Consider the following 21,509-nt stretch of genomic DNA (forward strand, 5'->3'; position numbering starts at 1 on the left):
ATGACCAGCGCGAAGCGATCATCCTCGTTGGCGCTGGCGGGTTTTCCTACGAGGAAGCGGCAGAAATCTGCGGCTGCGCCATCGGCACGGTCAAGAGCCGGGTCAGCCGGGCACGCGCCGCGCTGGCAGCCATCCTGGAGTCCGGTCCGCGCCAGCGTTCGGCAGGCGACACGGTAAAGCCGTCAGAGTCCGCCGAGTTGATCATGGCCGAGGTGAAATCCCTCACATCGGGGGCCTGACGGGGTTGCTGGGCGGTCTGTCTGAAGCACTTGAAGGCGGATCGCGCAGAGGCCTGCGCATCCAGTTGCTGGCCGTACTTGTTCTGGCGCTCATGCCGCTACTCGTTTTGTCGAGCGTGCAGGGCATCATGGAATACGAGGCCCAGCGGCAACGCGAAATCGACCGCCTGAACGCCACGGCGATGAGCGCATCGGAGGCGATCACGGCTGCCTTTTCCCGTGCCGACGGCATGTCCGGGGCGATAGCGTCACAGGCAGCGGCACTGGCGACCGACCCTGCCGCGTGCATGGCAGCGCTGCAGCGCATGACAAATGCCGACAACACGATTTCCAATATCGCCATCATCGATGCCAGCGGACAATTGACATGTTCCGCGCTCGAACCGGCCGAGGACGCCACCGATTACAGTGATCGAGACTGGTTCATCAGCCTGCGCGACGGCGCTGACCGGGCTCACAGCGATGTTGTCTTCGGAGCCATGTCCCAGCGCCATATCGTCCTGACGGTACGACGCCTCATCAGCGATGACGCAACCGCACCGGACAGCTCAGGGCTGCCTGCATTTGACGGCGTCGTCGCTGTTGCCACTGACCTGAATGCGGCCGCGAGCCTCGTCCGGCGCGAGCGGATCCAGGCAGAGGCCCAGATTGCCCTGATAAGCCGCCAGGGTGTGTTCCGCCTGGATACGGGAACGGCGTCAATAGACATTTTCGAGAGCGCCACGCCTGGCTCGCTGCTCGAACAGGCCCGGACCGATGAGATCGTCCGTGCAACTGATACGGGCGTTCGCGCAGGCTATGAGGTGATTGTGGCCTCGCTCATCCCGGAACGCCTCGGCGTTGCCGTCGCCGCGCCGGCCCGCGTGTTCCAGAGCTGGCAAGGCGTCAGTGTCATCAGCACGATTGCCATACCTGCCCTGATGACCTTGCTGGTACTGGTCTGTGTCTGGGTGGCGGTGGATTATTTCATCCTGCGCTGGCTGACCTATCTGCAGCGCATCGCCCAGTTGTACGCAGCAGGGCGTCTGGATCTGGTGCCCCAGCGCGCGCGAAAGGCGCCGCGAGAAGTGGCCCGCCTCGCCGCCGTGATGGAGCAGATGGCTGCCTCGCTGGACGAGCAGCGCAGCGAACTTGCCGAAGCGGTTGATCAGCGTTCCGGCCTGCTGCGCGAGATTCACCACCGGGTGAAGAACAATCTGCAGGTTATCGTCAGCCTGTTGAACCTGCAGGCGGGGCGGGTGACAGACAAGGCAGCCGCAGAGGCGCTGATGGATGCGCGCCGCCGGATCAATGCCCTCGCCCTTGTGCACCGCAGCCTCTACGAGACCGATGATCTGCGTTTCATCGAGATACATCCCTTCCTGCAGGACCTCATCCACAATCTGTCCGATGTTCTGGGCGGATATGAAAGCACCGTACGCGTCACAGTTGAGTGTGATGAGCTGGCCTTGAGCCCGGATCAGGCTGCGCCAATGGCGCTTTTCGTGACCGAAGCAGTGACCAATGCCTACAAGCACGCCTTCAACGGGCGTCAGGACGGCCAGATCATCGTCCGCCTTACCTGCGATGACGATGCCCAGTGCGAGATTGCCGTACTGGATGACGGCACGGGCGCTGCCGAAACGGCGCAGGCGGGCACCGGCTCATCGCTGATGAATGCCTTTGCCCAGCAGCTGGGCGGTGCGTTTGCTTCGCGTGCTAGCAGGCTTGGCGGCTATGAGGTTGCCATCACCTTCCCGGCCAACCTGCCCTAGACGGCATCGCAATCAGATTTGCGAAAGATTGCAGGTACGCACGATCACCAGCCCGGTTTCGGGCACGATCGATGCACACGCCTGAGGCACTTCGAGGGTTGCTGACGACGCGCCCGCCATTCGAATGGACAGGTGAATATCCCCGCTGGCATCGCGGCGCACCGTGTCGACCTCTCCAAAATCATGGCCCTGATCGGTGATGACACCTGCGCCTTGAAGGTCACCTGCATGATAGCGGCTGACAGGCACCGCGAATTCGCTCTGCCGGGCAAGCAGCTCGGTATCACTGCCAGCATACACGATATCGCCGCTAACGGCGTCAATACGCACGTCTTCACTGCGGACCAGCGCGGTGCGCGTGGTGACGAAACGGGCGGCAAGCTCGGAGCCTGCACCCACCTCGACAACAAAGAGCGGCGCTGCGGTTTGCGTGCCCTGACGCAAGGAGCGAAGATAGGCCTCGCCCTGGGCCAGCTGGAAGCGGGCGTTGCCCGGGGCAATGGCTTCCACTGACGATGCAGGAACAAGCGCAGGGGCCGTTCCAGCCTGCGGACCCATCGTCATCATCGTGCTGGCGGCAAGGCCTGCGAGCGCGGTGGCAATCGTCGTTCCGATGGCAAGATGCATGGGCATGGCGGCATTCTCCCTTCTTCAAGGGTTAACGCGATCCGGCCCGGAGGGTTTCAATTCTGTGTGGCAAGGCGTGTCCGGCAAGCCCCGACAAAGCGGGCAAACAGCCGGCGCATATCGGCGCGGTGGACCAATAGCTCGGGGTGAAACTGCACACCGAAGCGCAGCACGCCTTCACACGCCTCGATCGCCTGAACCCCGCCATCGCGCCCGCAGACCGTGGCCTCGAAGCCAGGGGCAACAGTGCGCACGGCGCGCCGGTGCAGGCTGTTGACCTTCAGCTCCCCGGCCCCGAACACGCTGGCAAGAAAGCTGTCCGGCTGCACATCCACAGGCTTGCGGAAAAGCATGTAGCCGACCGGGCCATTGGGCCAGGACGCGGTAATCTCGGAATCGAGCCTCTGGTGCAGATCACCGCCGGCCTTCACGTTGAGCATCTGGAGCCCCCTGCAAATGCCCATGACGGGGACCTCACGCGCGAAAGCCACGCCCAGCCAGGCCAGCTCCAGCTCATCGCGTATCGGGTCAAACCGGCTTTCCACCTCGATCTCGGCACGGTAGCGCGAAGGATGGATATCAAGCCCGCCCAGCAGGATCAGGCCATCAAGGCGAGAATCGCCACGTTCGGGAAGTTCGCGCAGCCGCAAGGGCCGCCCGCCGGAAAGCCAGATCACCAGAGCCGTCAACGCACCCACAAGCCGGTCGCCAGAGGGGGCACCGATATATCCAATCGTCGGTCTCAATGCGCTCATTTCATGGGCTTGTAGGAAATCTCCGGCGGAAGCTTGCCGTGGCGGGCAAGGTGGGACGCAATGAACAGTACGCCAAGGGCTGATTGCGGGTCGTCCTCAGCCATCAGGTCGATATCGAGATCAGACCGGTCGGTCAGGCGGAACATGATGTCGTCCAGTGCCTCACCGGCCGATTTCGCGCTGCCCAGCGTACCAAGAAAGCGTCCGACGCGCTCCAGCACATTGCCGTCCGAATGATTGAGGTGATCCCAGGCCTTTGACAGTTTCTCGGCGTATTCCGTTTCGCCGAAGGCCTCGGCCACCGCTGAGGGCATCCAGATGACCGGCACTTTCGAACGGTGGCCAATTTCGGGCGTGCCAGGTTCAGAGCGTATCTCCCCAAACAGGGTCTGTTCGAGAAGCAGGCGCGGATAGTCGACGCCGGACAGCTTGGAATGGCGCACGCCAGCCCAGAAGCGGGCATTGATCTCGATCAGCATCGGGGTCTCGCCGTCCTCACCGCTCCACATGAAGTCGGCCTCGAAAACACCGTCCCAGCCGGTTTCGCGGGCGATATGGCGCACGGCCTGTTCGAATGGCGCGGCATCGACCGTTTCGCGTACCACACCGGCGCCATGCTCCTTGGGGAATTGTTCGAGATTGGTATAGGCCGAGCACACCACCAGCTCGCCCTTCCGGCAGAGCGCTGACACGCAGTAATCATCTCCGGGCGCCAGCTCCTGGGCGAGGATGACATCACCTTCGCCCACACCCCTGGCATACGCCTGCAAGGCGTCGGCATCGACAATCTTCGAAATGCCGCGGCCTCCCGCGCCATGGGACGGCTTGACGAGGAAGGGATAGGTAAAGCCCTCCGGCTCCTTCAGCCCGGCCTTGCCATCGTCGATGCGCTCTGTTGCCGGCGCGGGGATGTCTGTTCCCGACACCGTCCGGGCGAGATTTTCCTTCGGCGTGACCTTTTCAATCGCGCCTGTCTCCGGTGCGGCGATTGTCACATGAGCCGGGAAGCGATGGCGCTCACGCGCCAGCAATTCCATTTCCTCGAAGACCGGCATGATCACGACCCGCTCGCCCTCAAAGCGCGCGCAGGCAGCAATCATGTCATCGATAAAGGCATCCGGATCACTGCGGCTGTCAGCTGTGACGATGGCGTCATCGCAGTGCTTGGAGAAGCCGAGCGGTGTCATATCCACGCTGTCGGCCGCAATGATGCGTCCCGCCAGCGGACGGCAGGATTCCGCGACCGTCAGTGACATCAGGCTGCGGGCATACGTGATGATAAGGATCGGCTTTGTCATGCGGGTGGAAACGCCCGTGAGCCTTACGGGTTCCCGCACAGGCTATTCGTCCAAACAAACCTGACACGGCCAATTTTCTCTGATATGAGAATTGAAAGAGAAAATGAAAACGGGGAGACCATCCATGCCGGGAATGTTTGCAAGGCTTGCGATTGCGGGCGCACTGGCACTCAGCAGTGCCGCCTTTGCCCAGGACTATGACGTTGTCCTCAATAATGGCCGGGTGATTGATCCCGAGACCGGGCTGGACGCCATCCGCCATGTCGGTCTGCGCGGCGACACGATCGCTGTCATATCCGAAACGCCGCTGGAAGGCACACGCACGATTGATGTCAGCGGGCGCATTGTTGCACCGGGCTTTGTCGACCTGCACGGGCACGGGCAGGACATTCCCGCCGGCCGGATGCAGGCCATGGACGGTGTAACCACCACTCTGGAGCTGGAATCCGGCGTGCTGCCGGTTGCCGATTTCTATGACAGTGCTGCCGAGGAAGGCCGCCCGATCAATTACGGTGCAGCGGCCAGCTGGGCCCATGCCCGCATCGCCGCAGTGATGGACGTCGAGCCGGACGCGGATACCTACTGGTTCTTCCGCTATATCGGCGATCCGCGCTGGCAGACCGAGCTTGCGGACAATGAGCGCCTGTCCACCATCCTTCGCCATATCAATACCGGTATCGAGGAAGGCGGGCTGGGTATCGGCATCCTGCTTGGATACGCGCCGGGCATTGGCCGGTCCGAATATCATGCGGTCAACGCGCTGGCTGCGGCCCGCGACGTGCCGACTTTCACCCATGCCCGGTTTCTGAGCGCGATCGAGCCGCAAAGCTCGTTTGAAGGCTTTCAGGAAATGGTTGCCGTGGCCGCCGGCACCGGCGCCCACATGCATATCAGTCACCTCAACTCCATCAGCCTGTCAGACATTGACCGGATCGCCGACATGATCACCACAGCGCAGGAGAACGGGGTCAACATCACGGTGGAGGCATATCCCTATGGCGCGGGCGCGACAGGTATCGGGGCGGCGATGTTCCGCGGCGAGAACTGGCGCGAGCGCATGGGCGGGATCGACTATTCCGACTTCACCGTGCAGGGCGAGCCGCTGGACGAGGAACGCTTCCTCGACCTTCAGGAAAACGCGCCGGGCACAGGCATTGTGGTGCATTTCCTCAATCCCGATGAGCGCCCCGAACATCAGGCCTACCTGGACCGTTCGATCCTGTTTCCCGGCGGCGCCATTGCCTCTGATGGCGGACCGTGGGCGGTTGGCAGTGAACGCCTGAGCGGCGATGTCTGGCCGCTCCCGGAAAACGCCCATTCCCATCCGCGCAGCGCTGGCACCTATGGCCGTTTCCTGCGCGTCTATGCACGTGAGCGCGGCGTGATCGACTGGCCGGAGGCCATCGCCAAGGCGAGCTTCTATCCGGCCCGCATCCTCTCGGACGCCGTCCCGCAAATGCGCCGCAAGGGCCGCCTGCAACCCGGCATGGACGCCGATATCGTGGTCATCAATCCCGACACCGTTTCGGATCGCGCCACATTCGAACAGCCGGCCCAGGCCAGCACGGGCTTTGACTATGTCATCGTGAACGGCACGGTGCTGGTCGATAATGGCACGCTGGACACGTCTGTCCTGCCGGGCCGGGCGATACGCGGCACAGCGGCGAGCGGCGCGCAGTAGGGTTTACCCGGCGATCCCCCAGCTTTCGAGGCAAGGCAGCGTTTTTTCGTCCGGGATCGCCACCCGGACCAGTTCAAGCTGGATTTCGTTCAGTTCCCAGCATGGATCGTTGGGCAATAGCGGCTCATCGGGATTGCTGGCCCTTCGCAGGCGATAGCCGTGATAGGCCACCTCGCCTGCCACCTCGAAGCGCGGCATGCGCCGGGCCGCCGCAAGCGCGCGCTCATCGCGCTCCCCGCTGACCTGCCATCGCCGGTAACCTGTTTGAAGCCGGGAATAATCCACATGCTCATAGCCGGTAGAGATGGCAAAGCGCCATTCGTCACTGGCTATTTCGCAATCAATGGCGTCAAGATTGCCTTGCCAGGCTGCATCGTAAAGTGCGTGAGGATCAGGCCAGTTCGCGCACGCTGCCTCATGAATCAGCCGCGCCGCCTCCATTTCCGGTGTCTCTTCCCAGAATGGTTCGCGCGCTTCCTCAACAACACAGCCTGCACCAGCAAATAGGCCGGCGAAAGCCGCGTAAAGTGCTGGTTTCATGACCCTGTCCCCGCCGGAATCCCTGCAAGTTCTTCAAATGAAAGGGCGCACACGCAACTAATCCGCCCCCTCCTGCTCCGGCTCTATAATGCACAGCCTAATAGTGAAGGCCTGAAATATGAAGCCTGTTGCCAAGAATCCGAAACAGCCGCCATCCGAGCCGCCTGTCTGCGCGCGGATAAAGCGCAATATCCAGCTCGATAGCGCCGAGCGAGCACAGGCGGGCCGGGACTGGACGAGGGCCGAACGGTCTTTGGATACCATTGAGGCAGAGATACCGGCATTGCGCGCCGAGGTGCGCAGGCTGGAAGCGCTATCAGTTCTGCCCCACAGCCCTGTGCCGCCGCGTCGGCCAAGCCGGATAGTGGGCGTGCTTCAGGAGGCACCGGGTGCGGGCGCGGCTGCGTTGGCCAGCCAGCTTGGCAATGCTCGGAGCAGACTGGCTCAAGCTGAACGCCGCAGAAGCACCCTGCAGGCAGAGATATCTCAAGCTCGCAATGATCTGAGCCGCCTTGAACGGAACATGGAGAACAATGTCGCCGAATTCCACGCCAATGGATGCGAGGGCCGCCCTATGAACTGGGTGCGCCACTAGCGTCCCGCCCCATCCGCACCAGCTTCCAGACGCCAAGCGTCAGGACCGGCACCACAAAGACGGCGATGATCATCAGCGAGAGCGCACGATAGCCATTGGCGATCAGCGCGATCAGTCCGAACCGCTCTGCAATCACCATGGCAGCGAGAAGCAGCGCCGCACTGATGGCAAGCCGCGTGCGGACGCCAATGGGGCGGGGGCGCACGGCTGAAATCCGCTCATTGACTGCGTGGACAGCACTGACGCTGGTTTCCAGCAGGGCGACGAACACCATGAACTGGAACACCATCTGGAAGGCCGGGGAGCCAAGGCGCTCGAGGATATAGTTGGACGGCAGGGCCGCACCGGCAATGTCCGGATAGAAGGCGATCATGCAGGCGAAGAAGGCGAGCGCTGGCAGGGCTGCCAGAGGTCCGGCAAGCATGCCCGCAACAAGCGCGTCCCGCTGGCTGGTCAGATGGCGCAGCATCGGCAGGATGATGACCGCGCCGACCACATTATAGCCCGCATAGGTGATGCCTGCGGGAACCCAGGATGCCGATACGATGCTCGCATCCAGGCCGGCGAGAATGTCACCGCCAAACTGGCTGAAACACATCACCACGAAGACGAGATAGACAAGATAGAGGAAGAGCGAGGCGTATTTGAAAAGCCCCTCCACGCTTTCCTGCCCGAGGCCGGTGAACACGAGCACCGAGAGCGCCAGCGCGGCAGCTCCGGCCCAGCCGGGAAGGCTGAAAAGAGCTGCGCCGATTTCACCGGCCGCTGCACCAAACACAGCCAGGATCAGGAACAGGAAGGCGAAATAGGCCAGTTCGAAAAGCGGCCAGAAAGGTCCCAGCAGCGCCTTGAAGAAGGTAAGGTAATTGCCGCTCTGCGTGACCCGCGCAAAGGCGAACGTCACCGCGCAGACAAGGCTCCACACAAGGGTGGCCAGGACAAGCCCCATGAGGCCGCCGACCGGCCCTGAGGGCAGGAAGAACTCGGCAAGCTCCCGCCCTGTGGCGTAGCCACCGCCAATCACGACCGCCTTGAAGGCAAGGCCCGGCAGGATGAAACGCCGGAAAAAACCGGGCGCCGCGCTCATTGGGCGAGGGCGGCTTCGGTCTCGAGACAGGCCTCGACCAGCTCTGCAAAGGCTGCGCCCCCGCGCACCGGGTCTGCACATGGCAGGCCGGTGCGGCGCGATTCCGCCTCGATGACGCGGCGTGCCTCGTCCTCGGAAAGAGCCGAGGTGTTCAGGCTGATGCCGCCAATCCGCGCGGCGGGATTTACCCGGCGGGCATGCATCAGGTTCAGTTCCATCACCTCTTCCAGTGAGGGAATGGGATAATGCGCCTCAAGGCCGATAATGCGCTTGCGGCCATGTTCATGACAGATCACCAGCACGTCCGGCTGGCTGCCATGCAGGAGACCCAGCGACACACCGGCATAGGAGGGGTGGAGGAGAGAACCCTGCCCCTCAATGACATCCCAGTGATCTTCAGAAGCGTCCGGGGACAGGATTTCCGCAGCGCCGGCAAGAAAATCGCTCACCACCGCGTCCATCGGAATGCCCCCGCCGGCAATGAGAATGCCTGTCTGGCCCGTTGCCCGGAAGGTGGCGTCAATGCCAGCGCGGCGAAAGGCGCGGGCGAGACCCAGCGCCGTATATTTCTTGCCCAGCGCACAATCGGTTCCGACAGTCAGCAGACGTTTGCCGGTGCGCTTGCGTCCTGTCGCGACGGGAAGGCCAGCGGGCGGCTTCCTCACCTCGATAAGCTGACGGCCAAGGCGTGTAGCGGCCTCGTTCAGCTCCGGCACGCTCGCCAGAGGCACATGCATGCCGGAAATGATGTCGAGCCCGGCCTCCATAGCCTCGATGAGGGATGAGACCCAGGCCGGACGGATCGCGCCACCCATGGTGGCCGCTCCGATTACGAGGGCACGAGCCCCGGCCTTCACCGCTTCGCGCGGCGCCATGACCGGCAGACCGAGCCGCAGCGGATTTCCCGGCAACGCCCATTCGGCGATGCACTGGTCCGGTACCCAGTCACGCAGACCCGCGGCCGTCTTGGCGTAGGAGAGGTCGGTGACATCCGCGAGGAAGAGTAGATAAGGACGGGGCAGAACGAGAGCATTCATCAGGCGGCTTCCTTCCCGGCATTGCCCCAGCCACCCGGTGGGCAGACGAGATGGCCGTCGCGATAGATTGCAGGCGGTTCACGGTCGGCAGAAAGGTGCCAGGGTCCGTCCAGATCGACGACATCGCAAAGCTGGCCGACGAGCGCCGCCGGCCCGCACGACAGCGAGGTTCCGACCATGTTGCCGACCATCACACCGAGACCGGCTGCCTTGGCGGCATGGGCCATCTTGAGTGCCTCGGTGAGACCGCCCGTCTTGTCGAGCTTGATATTGATCACGTCATATATCCCGGCGAGGCGTTCAATATCGGCGCTGGTCTGCGCGCTTTCGTCCGCCGCCAGCGGCATGGGCGCATCAAGGCCGGCAAGGGTCTCATCCGCGCCGATGGCACACGGTTGTTCCAGAAGGCTCACCCTTGCCTCGACCAGACAGGGCAGGAGCGCCTCGGTTCCGGCCCGGTCAAAGGCCTGGTTGGCATCCACGCCAATCCAGGTGTCGGGCGCGGCCGCCCGCACGGCCCGTACCCGGTCTGCATCGGCGCCATCGCCAATGAGTTTCAGCTTCAGCGCCCGCACATCTTTCAGGGCCGCAGCGCGGCTGCCCATCACCTCCGGCATGTCGGCGCCCAGTGTGAAGGTCGTCAGCAAGGGGGCGGGCGGCTGGAGCCCGGCCAGTTGCCAGACGGGTATGCCTGCCTCCTGTGCCTCAAGGTCCCACAGCGCGCAGTCGAGCGCATTGCGGGCCCCGCCCGGCGGGAGGAGGTCCTGCAGCGCCTCCCGCGTGATACCCGCTTCCACTTCGCTACGCACCGCCTCGACCTGCGCCAGCATGCTGGCGCCGTTCTCTGCATGGTAATAGACGCCGGTTGCCTCGCCGCGCCCGGTCCGGCCATTGCGGGACACGGCGCAGACCAGAAGGTCTATGCGGTCCATGACATGGCCGGTGATACGGAACGGCGTTTTCAGGCGCGCCAGCTCGACACGGGCCGACAGGGCGAGAGGGGCACGGGCAGACATGATGGGCGCACCTCTCCTAGTAGGTCAGGCCAAACTGGAAGAAGCCGGCAGCGATCAGGAACCAGATCATCACCAGCGTCGATGCGACGAGCACGAGGCTCCACAGCTTGGCAAACCAGCTTGCCTTGCCGGTCCAGACCACAAAGGCGTTCCACAGCGCGATCAGAAGACCGGCGATCGGAAGCACGGACAGGAGCTGCATCAGGATGATCATGCCATCGAGGCGCCCGTCGAGCCGGTTCAGTTCGGCCATCATGTAAGTGATCAGGAATAGCCAGCCACCCAGATGGGCAAGGGTTGCCAGCGCACCGATATTGGACAGGCGGTAGGCCATGGCCTGGCGCCCTTCCAGCTCGAAGCGGCGGCCAAAACGCCAGCGCACGATCGCGCGCACCGGCCAGAGAAGCACGGTGAGCAGGAGCGCGGCGCCGGCAAATCCTGCCAGCGGCATCAGGACTGCGCCATTGCGCCACCACTCCACGGGCACGAACATCATGAAGGGCGAGAAGAAGGCGCCGGAGAACATCTCCACCTCGCCATCTTCGCCGATACGGGCGGACAGGCGCTCGACGCCGCCCACTTCCTGCCAGATGAAGGGTTCGACCTCGCGAAACCGGCGCGGTGTTCCCGCTGCGTCCGTCAGGATGGAAAGGCTGATCTCGTTATCCGCGTTCATCGTGACGCTGGGCTGGCCGAGCAGGGCCGTTGCCGCGACGAAGTTGCGATGCGCCCGGCGCGAGATCACGTAATTGCCGACGAGCATGGCACCGTGCTCTGCCGCTGTATCGAGCGTCGGCCGGTCTTCTGCCGGCTCGGCCGGGAAGTAGCGGTCGGTGAAGCCTTCAAAGAGCGACTGGCGGATACGGCCCGGCGAACCGCCCTGGCCCGAGCTGTTCATCGAGATGTAAAGCCCGACGCCATGGTCGAGATAGAGATGCATGTTGGAATGGAAGAGCGTGGTGTCGCCGCCATGGCCGATGATGCGGTGCCCATTGCGGTTCTGCTCGTAGAAGCCGAGCAGCATAGCGTTGACCCCGTCCAGCTTGCGGTCAGCCGTGGTGTGCATCTGCTCTGCCGTTTCCGGAGAGAGCAGGCCTTCACCCTGATTGAGGTGGGCAATCATGAAACGCGCCATGTCGTTGCCGGGCGCGGACATCGAGCCGGCTGGCGCGGGCGTGACGATCTCGAACGGGCGCCCCTCGCGGTCGGAGGCGCGCATATAACCTGAGGACATGAGGCCTTGCAGGTCCTCGGGGAGAGGCTGGCGCATGGAGGAATACTCCATGCCGAGCGGCGCGAAGATGTTCGCGTCGACATAGTCGTCAAAGCTCATGCCGGAAACTTGCGCCACGACGTGGCCGGCAAGGGCTGTACCGTAGTTTGAATAGGCCGGCATCTCGCCTGCCGGATAGACCGCAGCCGGAATGTTGTCGCGCGCATACTCGCCCAGCGGGGGCAGTTGCGAGGCATCATCCATGATCAGGGCGCGCACCTGCTCGCCCCAGCCCGGTGTATGGGTGAGCAGATGGCGCATGGTGATCGGACGCTCGACACCCGTCACCTCGAAATCGAGATAGGTATTGATGTCGGCATCGAGATCGATCAGCCCGTCCTCGACGAGCTGCATCACTGCTGTCCAGGTCACGAGCTTGGAGATCGAACCGGGCCGGAACAGTGTGGTGTCCGGGTCGATGGGGGTACGGGTCTCGACATCGGCATAGCCATAGCCGCGCGAGAGCAGGATCTCGCCATCGGCCACCACCGTCACAACGGCACCGGCTATGTCGCCTTGCGCCAGAGCGTAGGGCATGAAGCCATCAAGCCAGGTGGAGAGATCATCAGGATCGATGATGCCCGGCTCTTCCGGCGGCAATGCCTCCTGCTGCGGCAATTCGGGCGCCTCTGCCTCCACCTCGTCGCGGGGGTCGAGGTCTGGCACCTGGGCGCTGGCAGCGGCCAGGCCCAGGCTGGCGAGGAGCACAGCCAGCGTGCTGCGCATCGTATGTCCGGTCATCGGTCTTCCTTCCCTGTGCCGGCACCGCTCTTCATCGGCGGAGGCCTGCATTCTGGATTTCATTCTGACTTGCGGGCAAGGCATGACGGGCCAAGCCTGCCATGCCTTCCTTATCGCTCGCCCTAGTAGCGCAGGCGGACGCTTATCCCGACGCTGCGCGGCCGGTTGACGCTGGTCGCAATCAGCGGGGCATCAAGCTGGCCTTGCGGATTGATGAATTGCTGAAGCGGGTTGGAGCCAATGCTGACCGCTTCCACATCGTTGAGAAGGTTGGCGCCATAGAGATCGACCGACCAGACATCGTTTGAGAAGCCCACACGCAGGTTCAGGTATTCCAGCGAGTTTAGCTCGGCAGACGGGAAGTTCTGGACGTTGGAGAAGCGCTCTCCGATGTACTGGAACGAACCGGTCGAATTGAACGACCATTCGCCCGTCCCGATGGGCCGGGAGTAGGAATATCCCATCGACAGGGTCACGCCGGGAATGTTGGCCGGGCTGTTACCTTCGCGCAGATCGAACGGCCCGTAGGAGCCGCCTGGCGCGGACGTGATGAGAGCGCCTTCCTGGAATTCGGCCTCGATCAGCGATGCATTGAAATAGGTGGAAAGCTCGTCGCTGACCTGCAGCGTGGTTTCCAGCTCGAGGCCCATAATGGTCTGCTCCGGGCCGTTCACCGTGTTGTTGGCCGGTGTGTTCACCTGAATCTGGGTGTCGCTATAGGTGGTGTGGAACACACCCAGATTGGTGACGAGCGTGCCGCCAAACCAGCTGGCCTTCACGCCGGCATCCACCGACACGACCTCATCGGCATCAAAGGACAGGTTGGCCAGGAAAACATCCTGATTGCCACCCGAGGCACCCAGCGCTGCAAGCGCGTTGCCAATGCCGCCATTACGCACGCCGCGGGCATAGTTGGCATAGAGCAGGACCTCGTCGGAGAGGTCGAATTCCACGCCAAGCCGTGGCAGGAACTCCTCCAGCTCGAAGACGAAGTCGGTGCCGACGCCCGCGCCGCGCAGCACGTCCAGCGTACTGACAAAGCCGATCGGATTGGTTTCGGTCCACGGGATCAGATTGCCGCTGCCATCAAACTGGGGAACCAGATTGGCCGTGTTGTCGAGCAGCAGCGATGTGGTGATGGTGTCGTTCACGTAACGCACGCCGCCGATCAGGCGCAGCCGTTCAGACAGAGCGTAGGTCAGCTCTGCGAACGCCGAATACTGCTCGGCGCGCGTGGTGGACAGCCGGCTGGCAAGGTTTTCAGAAGATGGCGTGGTGACAGCCGCACATCCGGCGCAAGTGAGGAACTGGCCGCTGGAGCTGTCGCGGTCGCGATAGTACAGGCCTGCCGTGTAGTTGAACGGCCCTTCCAGATCCGAGACAAAGCGGAACTCCTGCGACCACTGTGTGAACTCGGACGACCCTGTGACGAAGCTCGTCGTGTCGACAGTCGGGAAGAAGGGCGCAAGGCCGAACGAGTTGCCGGCGCTGAACAGCGCTGAGCTGGTGCGGTGATCGTAATAACCTGTGATGGAGGTGATGTTCACCTGCCCGGCATCATAGGAGATACGAGCCGAATACAGGTCGAAATCGTCCACATAGGTGCCCGAGCGCGGGGAGGCCGAATAGGTCAGATCCTCCGGATCGGAGCCGGGATCGACCTGGGTGGACTCGCCCATCTCGTCACGCGTGATGAAGGCGGAAAGACGGAATTCCAGATTGTCGCTGAGCCGGGCCAGCAGGACCGCACGCCCGCCATAGGATTCAAAGTCGTTGACGTCCTCGCCTTCGCTCGGATTGTCGATGAAGCCGTCATCCTGGCGATGGAAGCCCGAGACGCGCAGGCCCAGACGGCCCGGCACCAGAACTGCCGACACGGCATTGTCGATGCTGTGAGCGAACCCGCCATCGGTGATGGTCTCGTAGCGTCCGGACGCCTGGCCTTCAAAGACCGGACCGTCCAGATCAGGATCATTGGTGAAATAGCGGATGACGCCGCCAACCGCGCCCTCACCGAAGAGCGTCGGCTGCGGTCCGCGAATGACCTCGATCCGGTTGAGATCGACAGCGCTGAAGTCGCGGATGCTGCCCGACCCGGTCACCGAAACATCATCGACGAACACGCTGAAGACCGAGCTGGTCTCGTAGCCGCTGCCGGCCGTGCGCACACCCCGGATGGCGATATTGTTCGAGTTGGGACGGGTCTTCACGTTGTCGAGGCCGGCGACCGTGCGCGCGAGATCCTCGATGTCGTAAATGCCGCGCTGCTGGATGTCGGCTTCGGAAAGGCCGGTCACGCTGGCGCCGATATTCTGGATGGATTCCTCGCGGAAGCGCGATGTGACCGTAATCACCTCTCGAACCTGCGAGGTGGCTACCGGAGCGTCCTCCCCGGACGCCTCCTGCATGGCAAGGGCTGGCGCACACACCGCCATGGCGGCACCTGTCAGAAGCCCGGCCCGAAGCGAATACCTGATCATGTTGACTCTCCCCTCCTGAACTTTGCGTTCATGGTTTGCGCCTGACGCACACCCGTGGCGGGCCGTCCCGCCGCTGTGGGGTCTGATCAGGTCTGATCCGGCAGCCTTTATCCCGATAAGAGAAATGTCAACGAAATTCTCTGATCAGGACATTAACCGGCTGGAGGTGCCAACATCCTTTGTCTGCCTGCGGGCTTGGCGGGGGCCGTGCAACACGGCTAGCCTTGTTCACATCCCGGCTGGAAAGCGATTTTCCGAACGGGACGGTTCTGGTTAGGATTGATCCCGGCAAGATTTCAGGGACGGATGATGAAGAACGCGGCTGCCGATACCCACACCACGCTCGGTCAGGTCGTGCGCGCCATCCGGCAGCGTAATGGCTGGACCCTGAAGGAGATGAGCCAGCATTCGGGCATTCCGCTTTCAACCTTGTCCAAGATCGAGCACGACCGGCTCACCTTGACCTATGACAAGCTCCTGCAGCTCAGCCAGCGCCTGAACCTGCCCCTGTCAGACCTGTTCAGCGTACCGGGCCCCGAAACGGCACCCGCCGGGCCGGTTACCGGGCGGCGGGCCATGGGAACGCTGGACGGCGCCGTCCGGGTGGAAACGGACAATTACGATTATTTCTACCTGTGCACCGAGCTGCGCAAAAAAAGCATGATCCCGATCTTCACCAAGGTGCGTGCCCGCACGGTGGAAGAGTTCGGCGAGCTGGTGCGCCATGGCGGAGAAGAGTTCATCTTCGTACTGGAAGGCCGGGTGGAGGTTCACACCGAGTTCTACGACCCGGTCGTGCTGGAGAAGTGGGAATCCTACTATCTCGATAGCTCCATGGGGCACGCCTACCTCGTCGGTGAAGGCTGCGACGAGGCGCTGATCGTGGGCGTGTGCGGCGGCGATGACCGCATCGATGTCGAAAGCCTTGTCCATATCGGCGAAAAGCGCGAAGCGATCGGCTAGCAGCAGGTGTGAAACGAAGCGGCTTGTGGCGGCTGGCTGGCCATGGCAGAAACTTGCGAATAGTTCGCAAATTGGAGGTTTCGCCATGAAGATCGTTTCAGCCGCCCTTGCCTGCGCCGCGCTTCTGCTCGTGCCGCACGCCTACGCTCAGGAGGATGACGGCCATTTCGAAGGGCTGCCAGCAGAATCCCTGGAAGAAGCTGTCGCCAATCTGCGCACGCACACCGCCCTGCTGGAAGCGCGCCTTGCCGGCGAGGTCGACCAGGAAGCGATGATGGACATTCACGAAATCAGCTACACGCTGGAAAATGCGATTGCCCGGCTTTCAACCGAGCTGGACACGCTTTCGGCGGCCCTCGAGGAAGTGCACCTAGCCTCCGAGCAGTGGGACGATGAAACCGTTACCGATCAGGGCGAGGTGTTCGTCAATGGCGTGCGGGTGATCCTGCCGGAGTAGGCAGCGTCCATGCCGCTGCAGCGGCATGGCACTGGCGCATTTGCGGACTATGTCCGGGTATGCACCGGCGGCACAGGTGCGGACCGGGGGCTGGGATGTTTTCACGCCAGATCATGATCGCCTTTTCCTGCCTTGCCCTGCTGGCGGCGGGTCAGGGCACGCTGGCATGGTGGATGTCGAACCTCGCCGAGCACCGTGTCGAGCGCGGGCGGGTAGCGGCAGACCTGCTCAGCGGGTTTCTGGAGCTGAAGGCCAACAAGCAGCGCCTGCGCGCCTGGGTATTGCAGACCCTGATAGGGACGCATCCCGACCCCGGCCTTGGACCGGAACTGGGCAGCCGCATGCGAGCCCAGATCGGCGAGTTGCAGGCATTGAGCGCACGCGCCGACGCCATGGACCGGCGCCGTGGCAAGAACTTGCCTGAACATGCCGAACGCCTGGCTTCCCTGGACCTGCTCCAGCAATCGGTGGACGCTCTTATCGGGGAGTTGCCCGAGCTGGTGTCGCCGACGCCAGTGGCAGAGACGGTCGAGTCCTGGCGGGCGCTTGACGATGTCTTTGACCGGTTTGCCCAGCGCGATCTCAGGCAGATGCTGGATGCCACCATTCTGGCCGAAGAGCGCGCCTTGCAGCGCGAGCGTGATGCAGCCGATGACTCGCTGGCTCGCGCGCGTCTGATCGGAACCGGCGCTGCCATCGGCTTCATCCTGCTCTCCCTCATGCTGGCGGCCTATTTCGCAAGCGCGCTGCGCCGGCCCTTGCAAAGGCTGATCGCCGGGGCACAGGCATATGAGCAGGGCCGCCTCGATCATCACATTGCGCTTGGCGGCCCGTCAGAGCTGTCCCAGCTTGCCGGACGCATGAACCAGATGGCCGCGCAGCTGGCATCATCACGTGAGCAGGAACGCATCATGCGCGAAAACCTCGAACAGGAGGTGGAAGCGCGCACCGGGGATCTCACGAGGGCGGTTACCGAGCTGGAACTGTCAGAGGCACGGCGAAAACAATTGCTGGCAGATATCGGACATGAGCTGCGCACGCCGACAACGGTCATCCGGGGCGAGGCAGAGATCGCGCTGCGCCGGCAGGACACTGATCCTGAAGAACTGAAATCCAGCCTTGGGCGTATCCGTGATGCAGCCGGTCAGCTGGGCGGGTTGATCCATGATCTGCTGACCATCGCCCTGCATGATGCAGAGGCGCTGGACATAGCGCCCGTCATTCTCGACCCCGACATCATACTGGCGCGGACGATTGACCAGATCGGCAGCGTTGCCCGCCTGCGCGGTGTCCAGCTGGAACGCGTTGCGGATTCCACAGGCTCGCGCATCCTTGCCGATCCGGAGCGCCTTCAACAGTTGCTGGGCGTGTTGCTCGACAATGCAGTGCGCTACTCGCACCCCTCCGGCAAGGTCGAGGTCACCAGCGTGGCGGAAAGCGGATGCTGGCGTGTGGAGATACGCGATCACGGTATCGGCCTGACGAGGGAAGAGGCTGAACACGTGTTCGACCGCGGTTATCGCAGTGCGGCGGCGAGAGCCCACAGGGCGGACGGTTCGGGCCTGGGCCTTTCCATTGCACGAACGCTCGCGGCCCGTCTTGACGGAACGGTCCATCTGGCTGGCGCTCCGGGTGAAGGCGCCACGGCCATCGCCCGCTTCCCCCTGGTCACTCCGCAGGACAGTGAAGCATCATGAATATTCTGATCATCGAGGATGATGCGCGCGTCGCCGATTTTCTGGAGCGCGGACTGCGTGCGGAAGGCTACCGGCTTCGGGTCGCGCGCAACGGACCTGAAGGGCTGGAGAAGGCACGGTCGCTATGGGAGGAGATGCGGGAACTGGACCAGCGCGCCGTTGTGCTGCTGGATCTGATGCTTCCGGGCATGAACGGGCTGGATCTCTGCCAGACACTCCGCGCCTCTCGCGTGGAGGTGCCCATCCTGATGCTGACCGCGCTCGGGCGGACGGAGGACCGGGTAACCGGCTTGCGCATGGGGGCGGACGATTATCTGGTAAAGCCCTTCGCCTTCGAGGAATTGCTCGCCCGAATCGAGGCCCTGCTGCGCCGGGGCCGGGCCGTCGAGCCGGCTGCCAGCCCGCATCTCGCCGTAGGTGATCTCGTTCTTGACCGCGCGCAGTTCACGGTAAGCCGTGACGGAAGCGATATCCGCCTGACCGCCAAGGAAATCGCGCTGCTGGAACTGTTGATGTCGGCGCCGGGCCGGGTTTTCAGCCGTGAACGGATCCTCACCAATGTCTGGGGCATTGACGAGGATCCGCTGACCAATGTGGTCGATGTCTATATCCGGCGCCTGAGGGCGAAAGTGGACGAGCCTTTCGGCACGCCCCTCATCGAGACCGTGCGGGGGCTGGGCTATCGCATTGCCCCGCCCCCTGCAGGCACCAGCCGACAGGGCTAGTTAGCGGGCTGATAAGGCAGCGAGGAGTGGTGCAGGACGATACGAACCACACCGTCCTCATCACGGTGGAAGCCCCACGTCTTGTCGACAATGGTGACATTGCCTTCAGAGTCCGTGATCAGGACATTGCCCATGGTCATCGCCGTTTCGTCATCGATGAAGATGGCGGCGTTCTCGATTTCGACCGCAGTCCAGTCATTCAGCGCAAAGCCGGAATCGTTCGGAAATTCCGGGTCCTGACCGACGAAATAGGCAAGAGCGCCCTCAGCCGTGGTGCGGAAGGTCTGCGGCGCAGCAGCCAGCGTCGGCTTGAAGAGGACCGGACCGAGCTGATAGCCGTAGGCGGCGTCGATGATCTCGCGCGCGGTCTCGCGGGCAGCTTCCGGGCCCTGCTCGGCGTTTACGGTCGCAATCTGCACAAGGGCATCGCCCCAGGCCTGCTGGGCGGCGAGCACCTCAGCCTCGGTCAGGCCATCATCGGCAAAGGCCATGGCCGGAACGGCAAGGCCAGCACACAGCGCCAGCGTGGCAGCACGAACATGCAGGTTCAGTTTCATCTCTTGGCTCCATTTTTCGGGTTTCGCGGCCCTGCACAGGCGGGCCGCCGGTGAACGCTGAAATGGAGCCCCGCCATGACGGTGCCCTGACCGCCGGATGAGAGAGCGATTACCTTCAGATGAATACAGGATTACAGACTTGAGGGCGGCGGCGCGAAGGCCTCGGCGGGCAGGCTGGCAGCCGTTGCCCGCAAGGTCTGTGCGATCTGGCTGAACGAACTGGCCAGAGGCGATGTGTATCGCCAGATCAGGGACAGGTCGCGCCGGGCAAGCGGCCAGTCGATACGGCGCACCGTCAGTTCCGGGTCACGCCGGGCCTCACGCGTTGCATAAAGGCCGGGCAGAACCGCCAGCCCCACACCCGTCGACGCCATGATCCGCAGCGCATCAAGACTGGTGCCTTCATATTCCGCGCTGATGCAGCAACCGGCTGCTTCGGCAATCTGGCCAGCAAGGCGTGTCAGGCGGTGGCCCTGTCCGAGGCTCAGGAGTTCGCGGCCCGACAGATCGGCAAGCGAGACCGGCTCGCGTGTGCCCGCGAGCGGATCATCGGGCGCACTCGACACCCAGATGGTCTCAGAGAAAAGATATTCGCTTCGCGCTTCGGGCAGATCATCCGACGTTGCAATCACGAGGTCGAGCGTTCCAGCCTGCAAGGCCTCCGCCAGCTCCGTGACCCGACCCTCGCGGACCAGCAAGCGGAAATCGGGATAGTCGGCATGCAGGGCCTTGATCGCATCCGGCAGCAGGTAGGGGCCGACCGAAGGCAGCACGCCAAGACGCACCCGGCCCGACAGGGCATCTTCACCGGTCCGGGCGATCGATTTGAGTTCCTCCATCTCGCGCAGGATGATCCGGGCGCGCTCGGTGACGATCTGCCCCAGAGGGGTCAGGAGCGCTCCGTGGCGGCCCCGCTCCAGAAGGCGTGCGCCAAGCTCTGCCTCCAGCAAGGAAATCTGCTCGCTCAAGGTGGGCTGGCTGGCACCAACATCTGTCGCAGCGAGCGCGAAACGTCCGTGATCGGCAATGGCCACAAGATATTGGAGTTGGCGAAGGGAGGGCCGCATTAATCGGTTTTTCCGAACAAAATTTCTGATTAATTCGATTATATCTATCTAACCGGGTGTGCGATCAAGAGGTCATAACAACAAGAAGGGACCTCCCCGATGACTATTCCTGCCTCCAGCCTGCCCGTGCCTGTCAGCGCCACCCCTGCCAGCGGCGCCCTGTTCGGCGCGATGGAAACGGCCGCCCGCATGCTGTGGCGCCGCCGCCGTACGCGCCGTTACAGCTGATCCTCGCCCCCCTCGCGCCCGGTCATCCTGACGGTGGCCGGGCGCACACACCTCCGGAGCATTTCCGGTTTAAAACGAAAGGAAACCGACGTGAAATCCCTGATCCTCGCCTCGCTCGCCCTGACACTGGCAAGCCCGGCGGCTGCCCGCGACGAGGTGACGTCCATCAGCCAGCTCGAGCGCGGCACGATCGTCACCGTGCAAGGCAGTGTGGAGCGCATTCTTGACGAGGACGAGTTCCGCCTGCGCGATGAAACAGGTGCTGTACGCGTCTATACCGGACCCAACATGGTGCCGGTTGACCCGGGCGAAACCGTGACCGTGCAGGGATGGGTCGATGATGGGATCGGTCCGCTCGAACTCTACGCCCGCAGCCTCACCCGGGCCGACGGCACGCAGGTGACTTTCGACCGCCGCTACGAGTAAGCTTCCTTTTTGAGGGTCAAGCCGGCCAGCCGGTGTCCCGGTTGGCCGGCGGGGCCGATAAGGAGGGCGGGGATGCCAGCAGAAGGCAGTGTTCCGGTAAATGCCCGCCCATTGAAAAGTAAAGCGCGGGGCCGGCCGCGCATATCGAACCTAAGGAAGATTGCTGTCCTCACGGCCATGGCCGTGCTTGCCGGGTGCGGTACGGGCCGTTCGGCGTGCGAGCAGGCGACGCGCGACGCCCTGCCATCAGGCACCCGGTATGAACA

At 63.2% G+C, this 21,509-nt stretch carries 21 protein-coding genes; 10 read left to right on the forward strand and 11 right to left on the reverse strand.

Annotated features, from left to right (window positions below; genetic code table 11):
• Positions 1-239, forward strand: a 239-nt coding sequence (locus tag ACTS2Z_RS05900) for a sigma factor-like helix-turn-helix DNA-binding protein (RefSeq protein WP_442572292.1), incomplete at its 5' end; no start/stop codon positions are given.
• Between the two features lie 5 nt (positions 240-244).
• Positions 245-1,993, forward strand: coding sequence for a sensor histidine kinase (locus ACTS2Z_RS05905; RefSeq protein ID WP_442572293.1), 1,749 nt, complete (start codon positions 245-247; stop codon positions 1,991-1,993).
• 12 nt (positions 1,994-2,005) lie between these two features.
• On the opposite strand, the gene ACTS2Z_RS05910 is transcribed toward ACTS2Z_RS05905, so the two are convergent.
• The 3 genes from ACTS2Z_RS05910 to ACTS2Z_RS05920 are packed head-to-tail and all read right to left on the reverse strand — an operon-like array spanning position 2,006 to position 4,673.
• Positions 2,006-2,626 (reverse strand): hypothetical protein, encoded by a 621-nt coding sequence (locus ACTS2Z_RS05910; RefSeq protein WP_442572294.1) that lies wholly within the window; start codon positions 2,624-2,626, stop codon positions 2,006-2,008.
• 50 nt (positions 2,627-2,676) lie between these two features.
• On the reverse strand, positions 2,677-3,375 hold the full coding sequence (locus tag ACTS2Z_RS05915) for a gamma-glutamyl-gamma-aminobutyrate hydrolase family protein (RefSeq protein ID WP_442572295.1): 699 nt from the start codon (positions 3,373-3,375) through the stop codon (positions 2,677-2,679).
• Entirely contained in the window at positions 3,372-4,673 is a 1,302-nt protein-coding gene (locus ACTS2Z_RS05920) for an ATP-grasp domain-containing protein (protein ID WP_442572296.1), read from the reverse strand. Before ACTS2Z_RS05920 ends, ACTS2Z_RS05915 begins: the two co-directional genes overlap by 4 nt.
• Positions 4,674-4,797: 124 nt before the next feature.
• Between ACTS2Z_RS05920 and ACTS2Z_RS05925 the strand changes: the two genes are divergently transcribed.
• Positions 4,798-6,354 (forward strand): amidohydrolase family protein, encoded by a 1,557-nt coding sequence (locus ACTS2Z_RS05925; RefSeq protein WP_442572297.1) that lies wholly within the window; start codon positions 4,798-4,800, stop codon positions 6,352-6,354.
• 3 nt (positions 6,355-6,357) lie between these two features.
• Here the strand turns inward: ACTS2Z_RS05925 and ACTS2Z_RS05930 are convergent, their stop codons facing one another.
• The 6 genes from ACTS2Z_RS05930 to ACTS2Z_RS05955 all read right to left on the reverse strand — a co-directional run bounded on the left by ACTS2Z_RS05930 (position 6,358) and on the right by ACTS2Z_RS05955 (position 15,123).
• Positions 6,358-6,894 (reverse strand): hypothetical protein, encoded by a 537-nt coding sequence (locus tag ACTS2Z_RS05930; protein ID WP_442572298.1) that lies wholly within the window; start codon positions 6,892-6,894, stop codon positions 6,358-6,360.
• Positions 6,895-7,466: 572 nt separating this feature from the next.
• The gene (locus ACTS2Z_RS05935; RefSeq protein ID WP_442572299.1) at positions 7,467-8,576 is read right to left on the reverse strand and encodes a hypothetical protein; all 1,110 of its coding nucleotides are present in this window, start codon (positions 8,574-8,576) and stop codon (positions 7,467-7,469) included.
• Entirely contained in the window at positions 8,573-9,613 is a 1,041-nt protein-coding gene (locus ACTS2Z_RS05940; protein ID WP_442572300.1) for a DUF1611 domain-containing protein, read from the reverse strand. The genes ACTS2Z_RS05935 and ACTS2Z_RS05940 overlap by 4 nt, the downstream gene beginning before the upstream one ends.
• Positions 9,613-10,629, reverse strand: a complete 1,017-nt coding sequence (locus tag ACTS2Z_RS05945; protein ID WP_442572301.1) for a dipeptide epimerase — start codon at positions 10,627-10,629, stop codon at positions 9,613-9,615. Before ACTS2Z_RS05945 ends, ACTS2Z_RS05940 begins: the two co-directional genes overlap by 1 nt.
• 16 nt (positions 10,630-10,645) lie before the next feature.
• Positions 10,646-12,643 (reverse strand): serine hydrolase domain-containing protein, encoded by a 1,998-nt coding sequence (locus ACTS2Z_RS05950; RefSeq protein WP_442572302.1) that lies wholly within the window; start codon positions 12,641-12,643, stop codon positions 10,646-10,648.
• A gap of 122 nt (positions 12,644-12,765) precedes the next feature.
• Positions 12,766-15,123 (reverse strand): TonB-dependent receptor, encoded by a 2,358-nt coding sequence (locus tag ACTS2Z_RS05955; RefSeq protein ID WP_442572303.1) that lies wholly within the window; start codon positions 15,121-15,123, stop codon positions 12,766-12,768.
• Between the two features lie 309 nt (positions 15,124-15,432).
• Here ACTS2Z_RS05955 and ACTS2Z_RS05960 point away from each other — a divergent pair, with 309 nt between their 5' ends.
• From ACTS2Z_RS05960 to ACTS2Z_RS05975, 4 genes are all read left to right on the forward strand, one after another.
• Positions 15,433-16,086, forward strand: coding sequence for a helix-turn-helix domain-containing protein (locus tag ACTS2Z_RS05960; RefSeq protein ID WP_442572312.1), 654 nt, complete (start codon positions 15,433-15,435; stop codon positions 16,084-16,086).
• Positions 16,087-16,171: 85 nt separating this feature from the next.
• The gene (locus tag ACTS2Z_RS05965) at positions 16,172-16,543 is read left to right on the forward strand and encodes a DUF6746 family protein (protein ID WP_442572304.1); all 372 of its coding nucleotides are present in this window, start codon (positions 16,172-16,174) and stop codon (positions 16,541-16,543) included.
• Between the two features lie 95 nt (positions 16,544-16,638).
• Positions 16,639-18,240 carry a sensor histidine kinase gene (locus ACTS2Z_RS05970; protein ID WP_442572305.1) on the forward strand — a complete coding sequence of 534 codons (1,602 nt, stop codon included), beginning with the start codon at positions 16,639-16,641 and terminating at the stop codon, positions 18,238-18,240.
• Entirely contained in the window at positions 18,237-18,965 is a 729-nt protein-coding gene (locus ACTS2Z_RS05975) for a response regulator transcription factor (RefSeq protein ID WP_442572306.1), read from the forward strand. Before ACTS2Z_RS05970 ends, ACTS2Z_RS05975 begins: the two co-directional genes overlap by 4 nt.
• On the opposite strand, the gene ACTS2Z_RS05980 is transcribed toward ACTS2Z_RS05975, so the two are convergent.
• Positions 18,962-19,522, reverse strand: coding sequence for a phosphoribosyl-AMP cyclohydrolase (locus ACTS2Z_RS05980; protein ID WP_442572307.1), 561 nt, complete (start codon positions 19,520-19,522; stop codon positions 18,962-18,964). The two genes, ACTS2Z_RS05975 and ACTS2Z_RS05980, sit on opposite strands and share 4 nt — an antisense overlap.
• Before the next feature lie 131 nt (positions 19,523-19,653).
• Positions 19,654-20,589, reverse strand: a complete 936-nt coding sequence (locus tag ACTS2Z_RS05985) for a LysR substrate-binding domain-containing protein (protein ID WP_442572308.1) — start codon at positions 20,587-20,589, stop codon at positions 19,654-19,656.
• 99 nt (positions 20,590-20,688) lie between these two features.
• Between ACTS2Z_RS05985 and ACTS2Z_RS05990 the strand changes: the two genes are divergently transcribed.
• The 3 genes from ACTS2Z_RS05990 to ACTS2Z_RS06000 form a co-directional block, all read left to right on the forward strand.
• The gene (locus tag ACTS2Z_RS05990; protein ID WP_442572309.1) at positions 20,689-20,817 is read left to right on the forward strand and encodes a hypothetical protein; all 129 of its coding nucleotides are present in this window, start codon (positions 20,689-20,691) and stop codon (positions 20,815-20,817) included.
• Between the two features lie 90 nt (positions 20,818-20,907).
• Positions 20,908-21,243, forward strand: a complete 336-nt coding sequence (locus ACTS2Z_RS05995) for a NirD/YgiW/YdeI family stress tolerance protein (RefSeq protein ID WP_442572310.1) — start codon at positions 20,908-20,910, stop codon at positions 21,241-21,243.
• Positions 21,244-21,315: 72 nt separating this feature from the next.
• A partial coding sequence (locus ACTS2Z_RS06000; protein ID WP_442572311.1) for a hypothetical protein occupies positions 21,316-21,509 on the forward strand: 194 nt, incomplete at its 3' end.

This window comes from Glycocaulis sp. (genome assembly GCF_052168375.1).
In the GTDB taxonomy this organism is placed as follows: domain Bacteria; phylum Pseudomonadota; class Alphaproteobacteria; order Caulobacterales; family Maricaulaceae; genus Glycocaulis.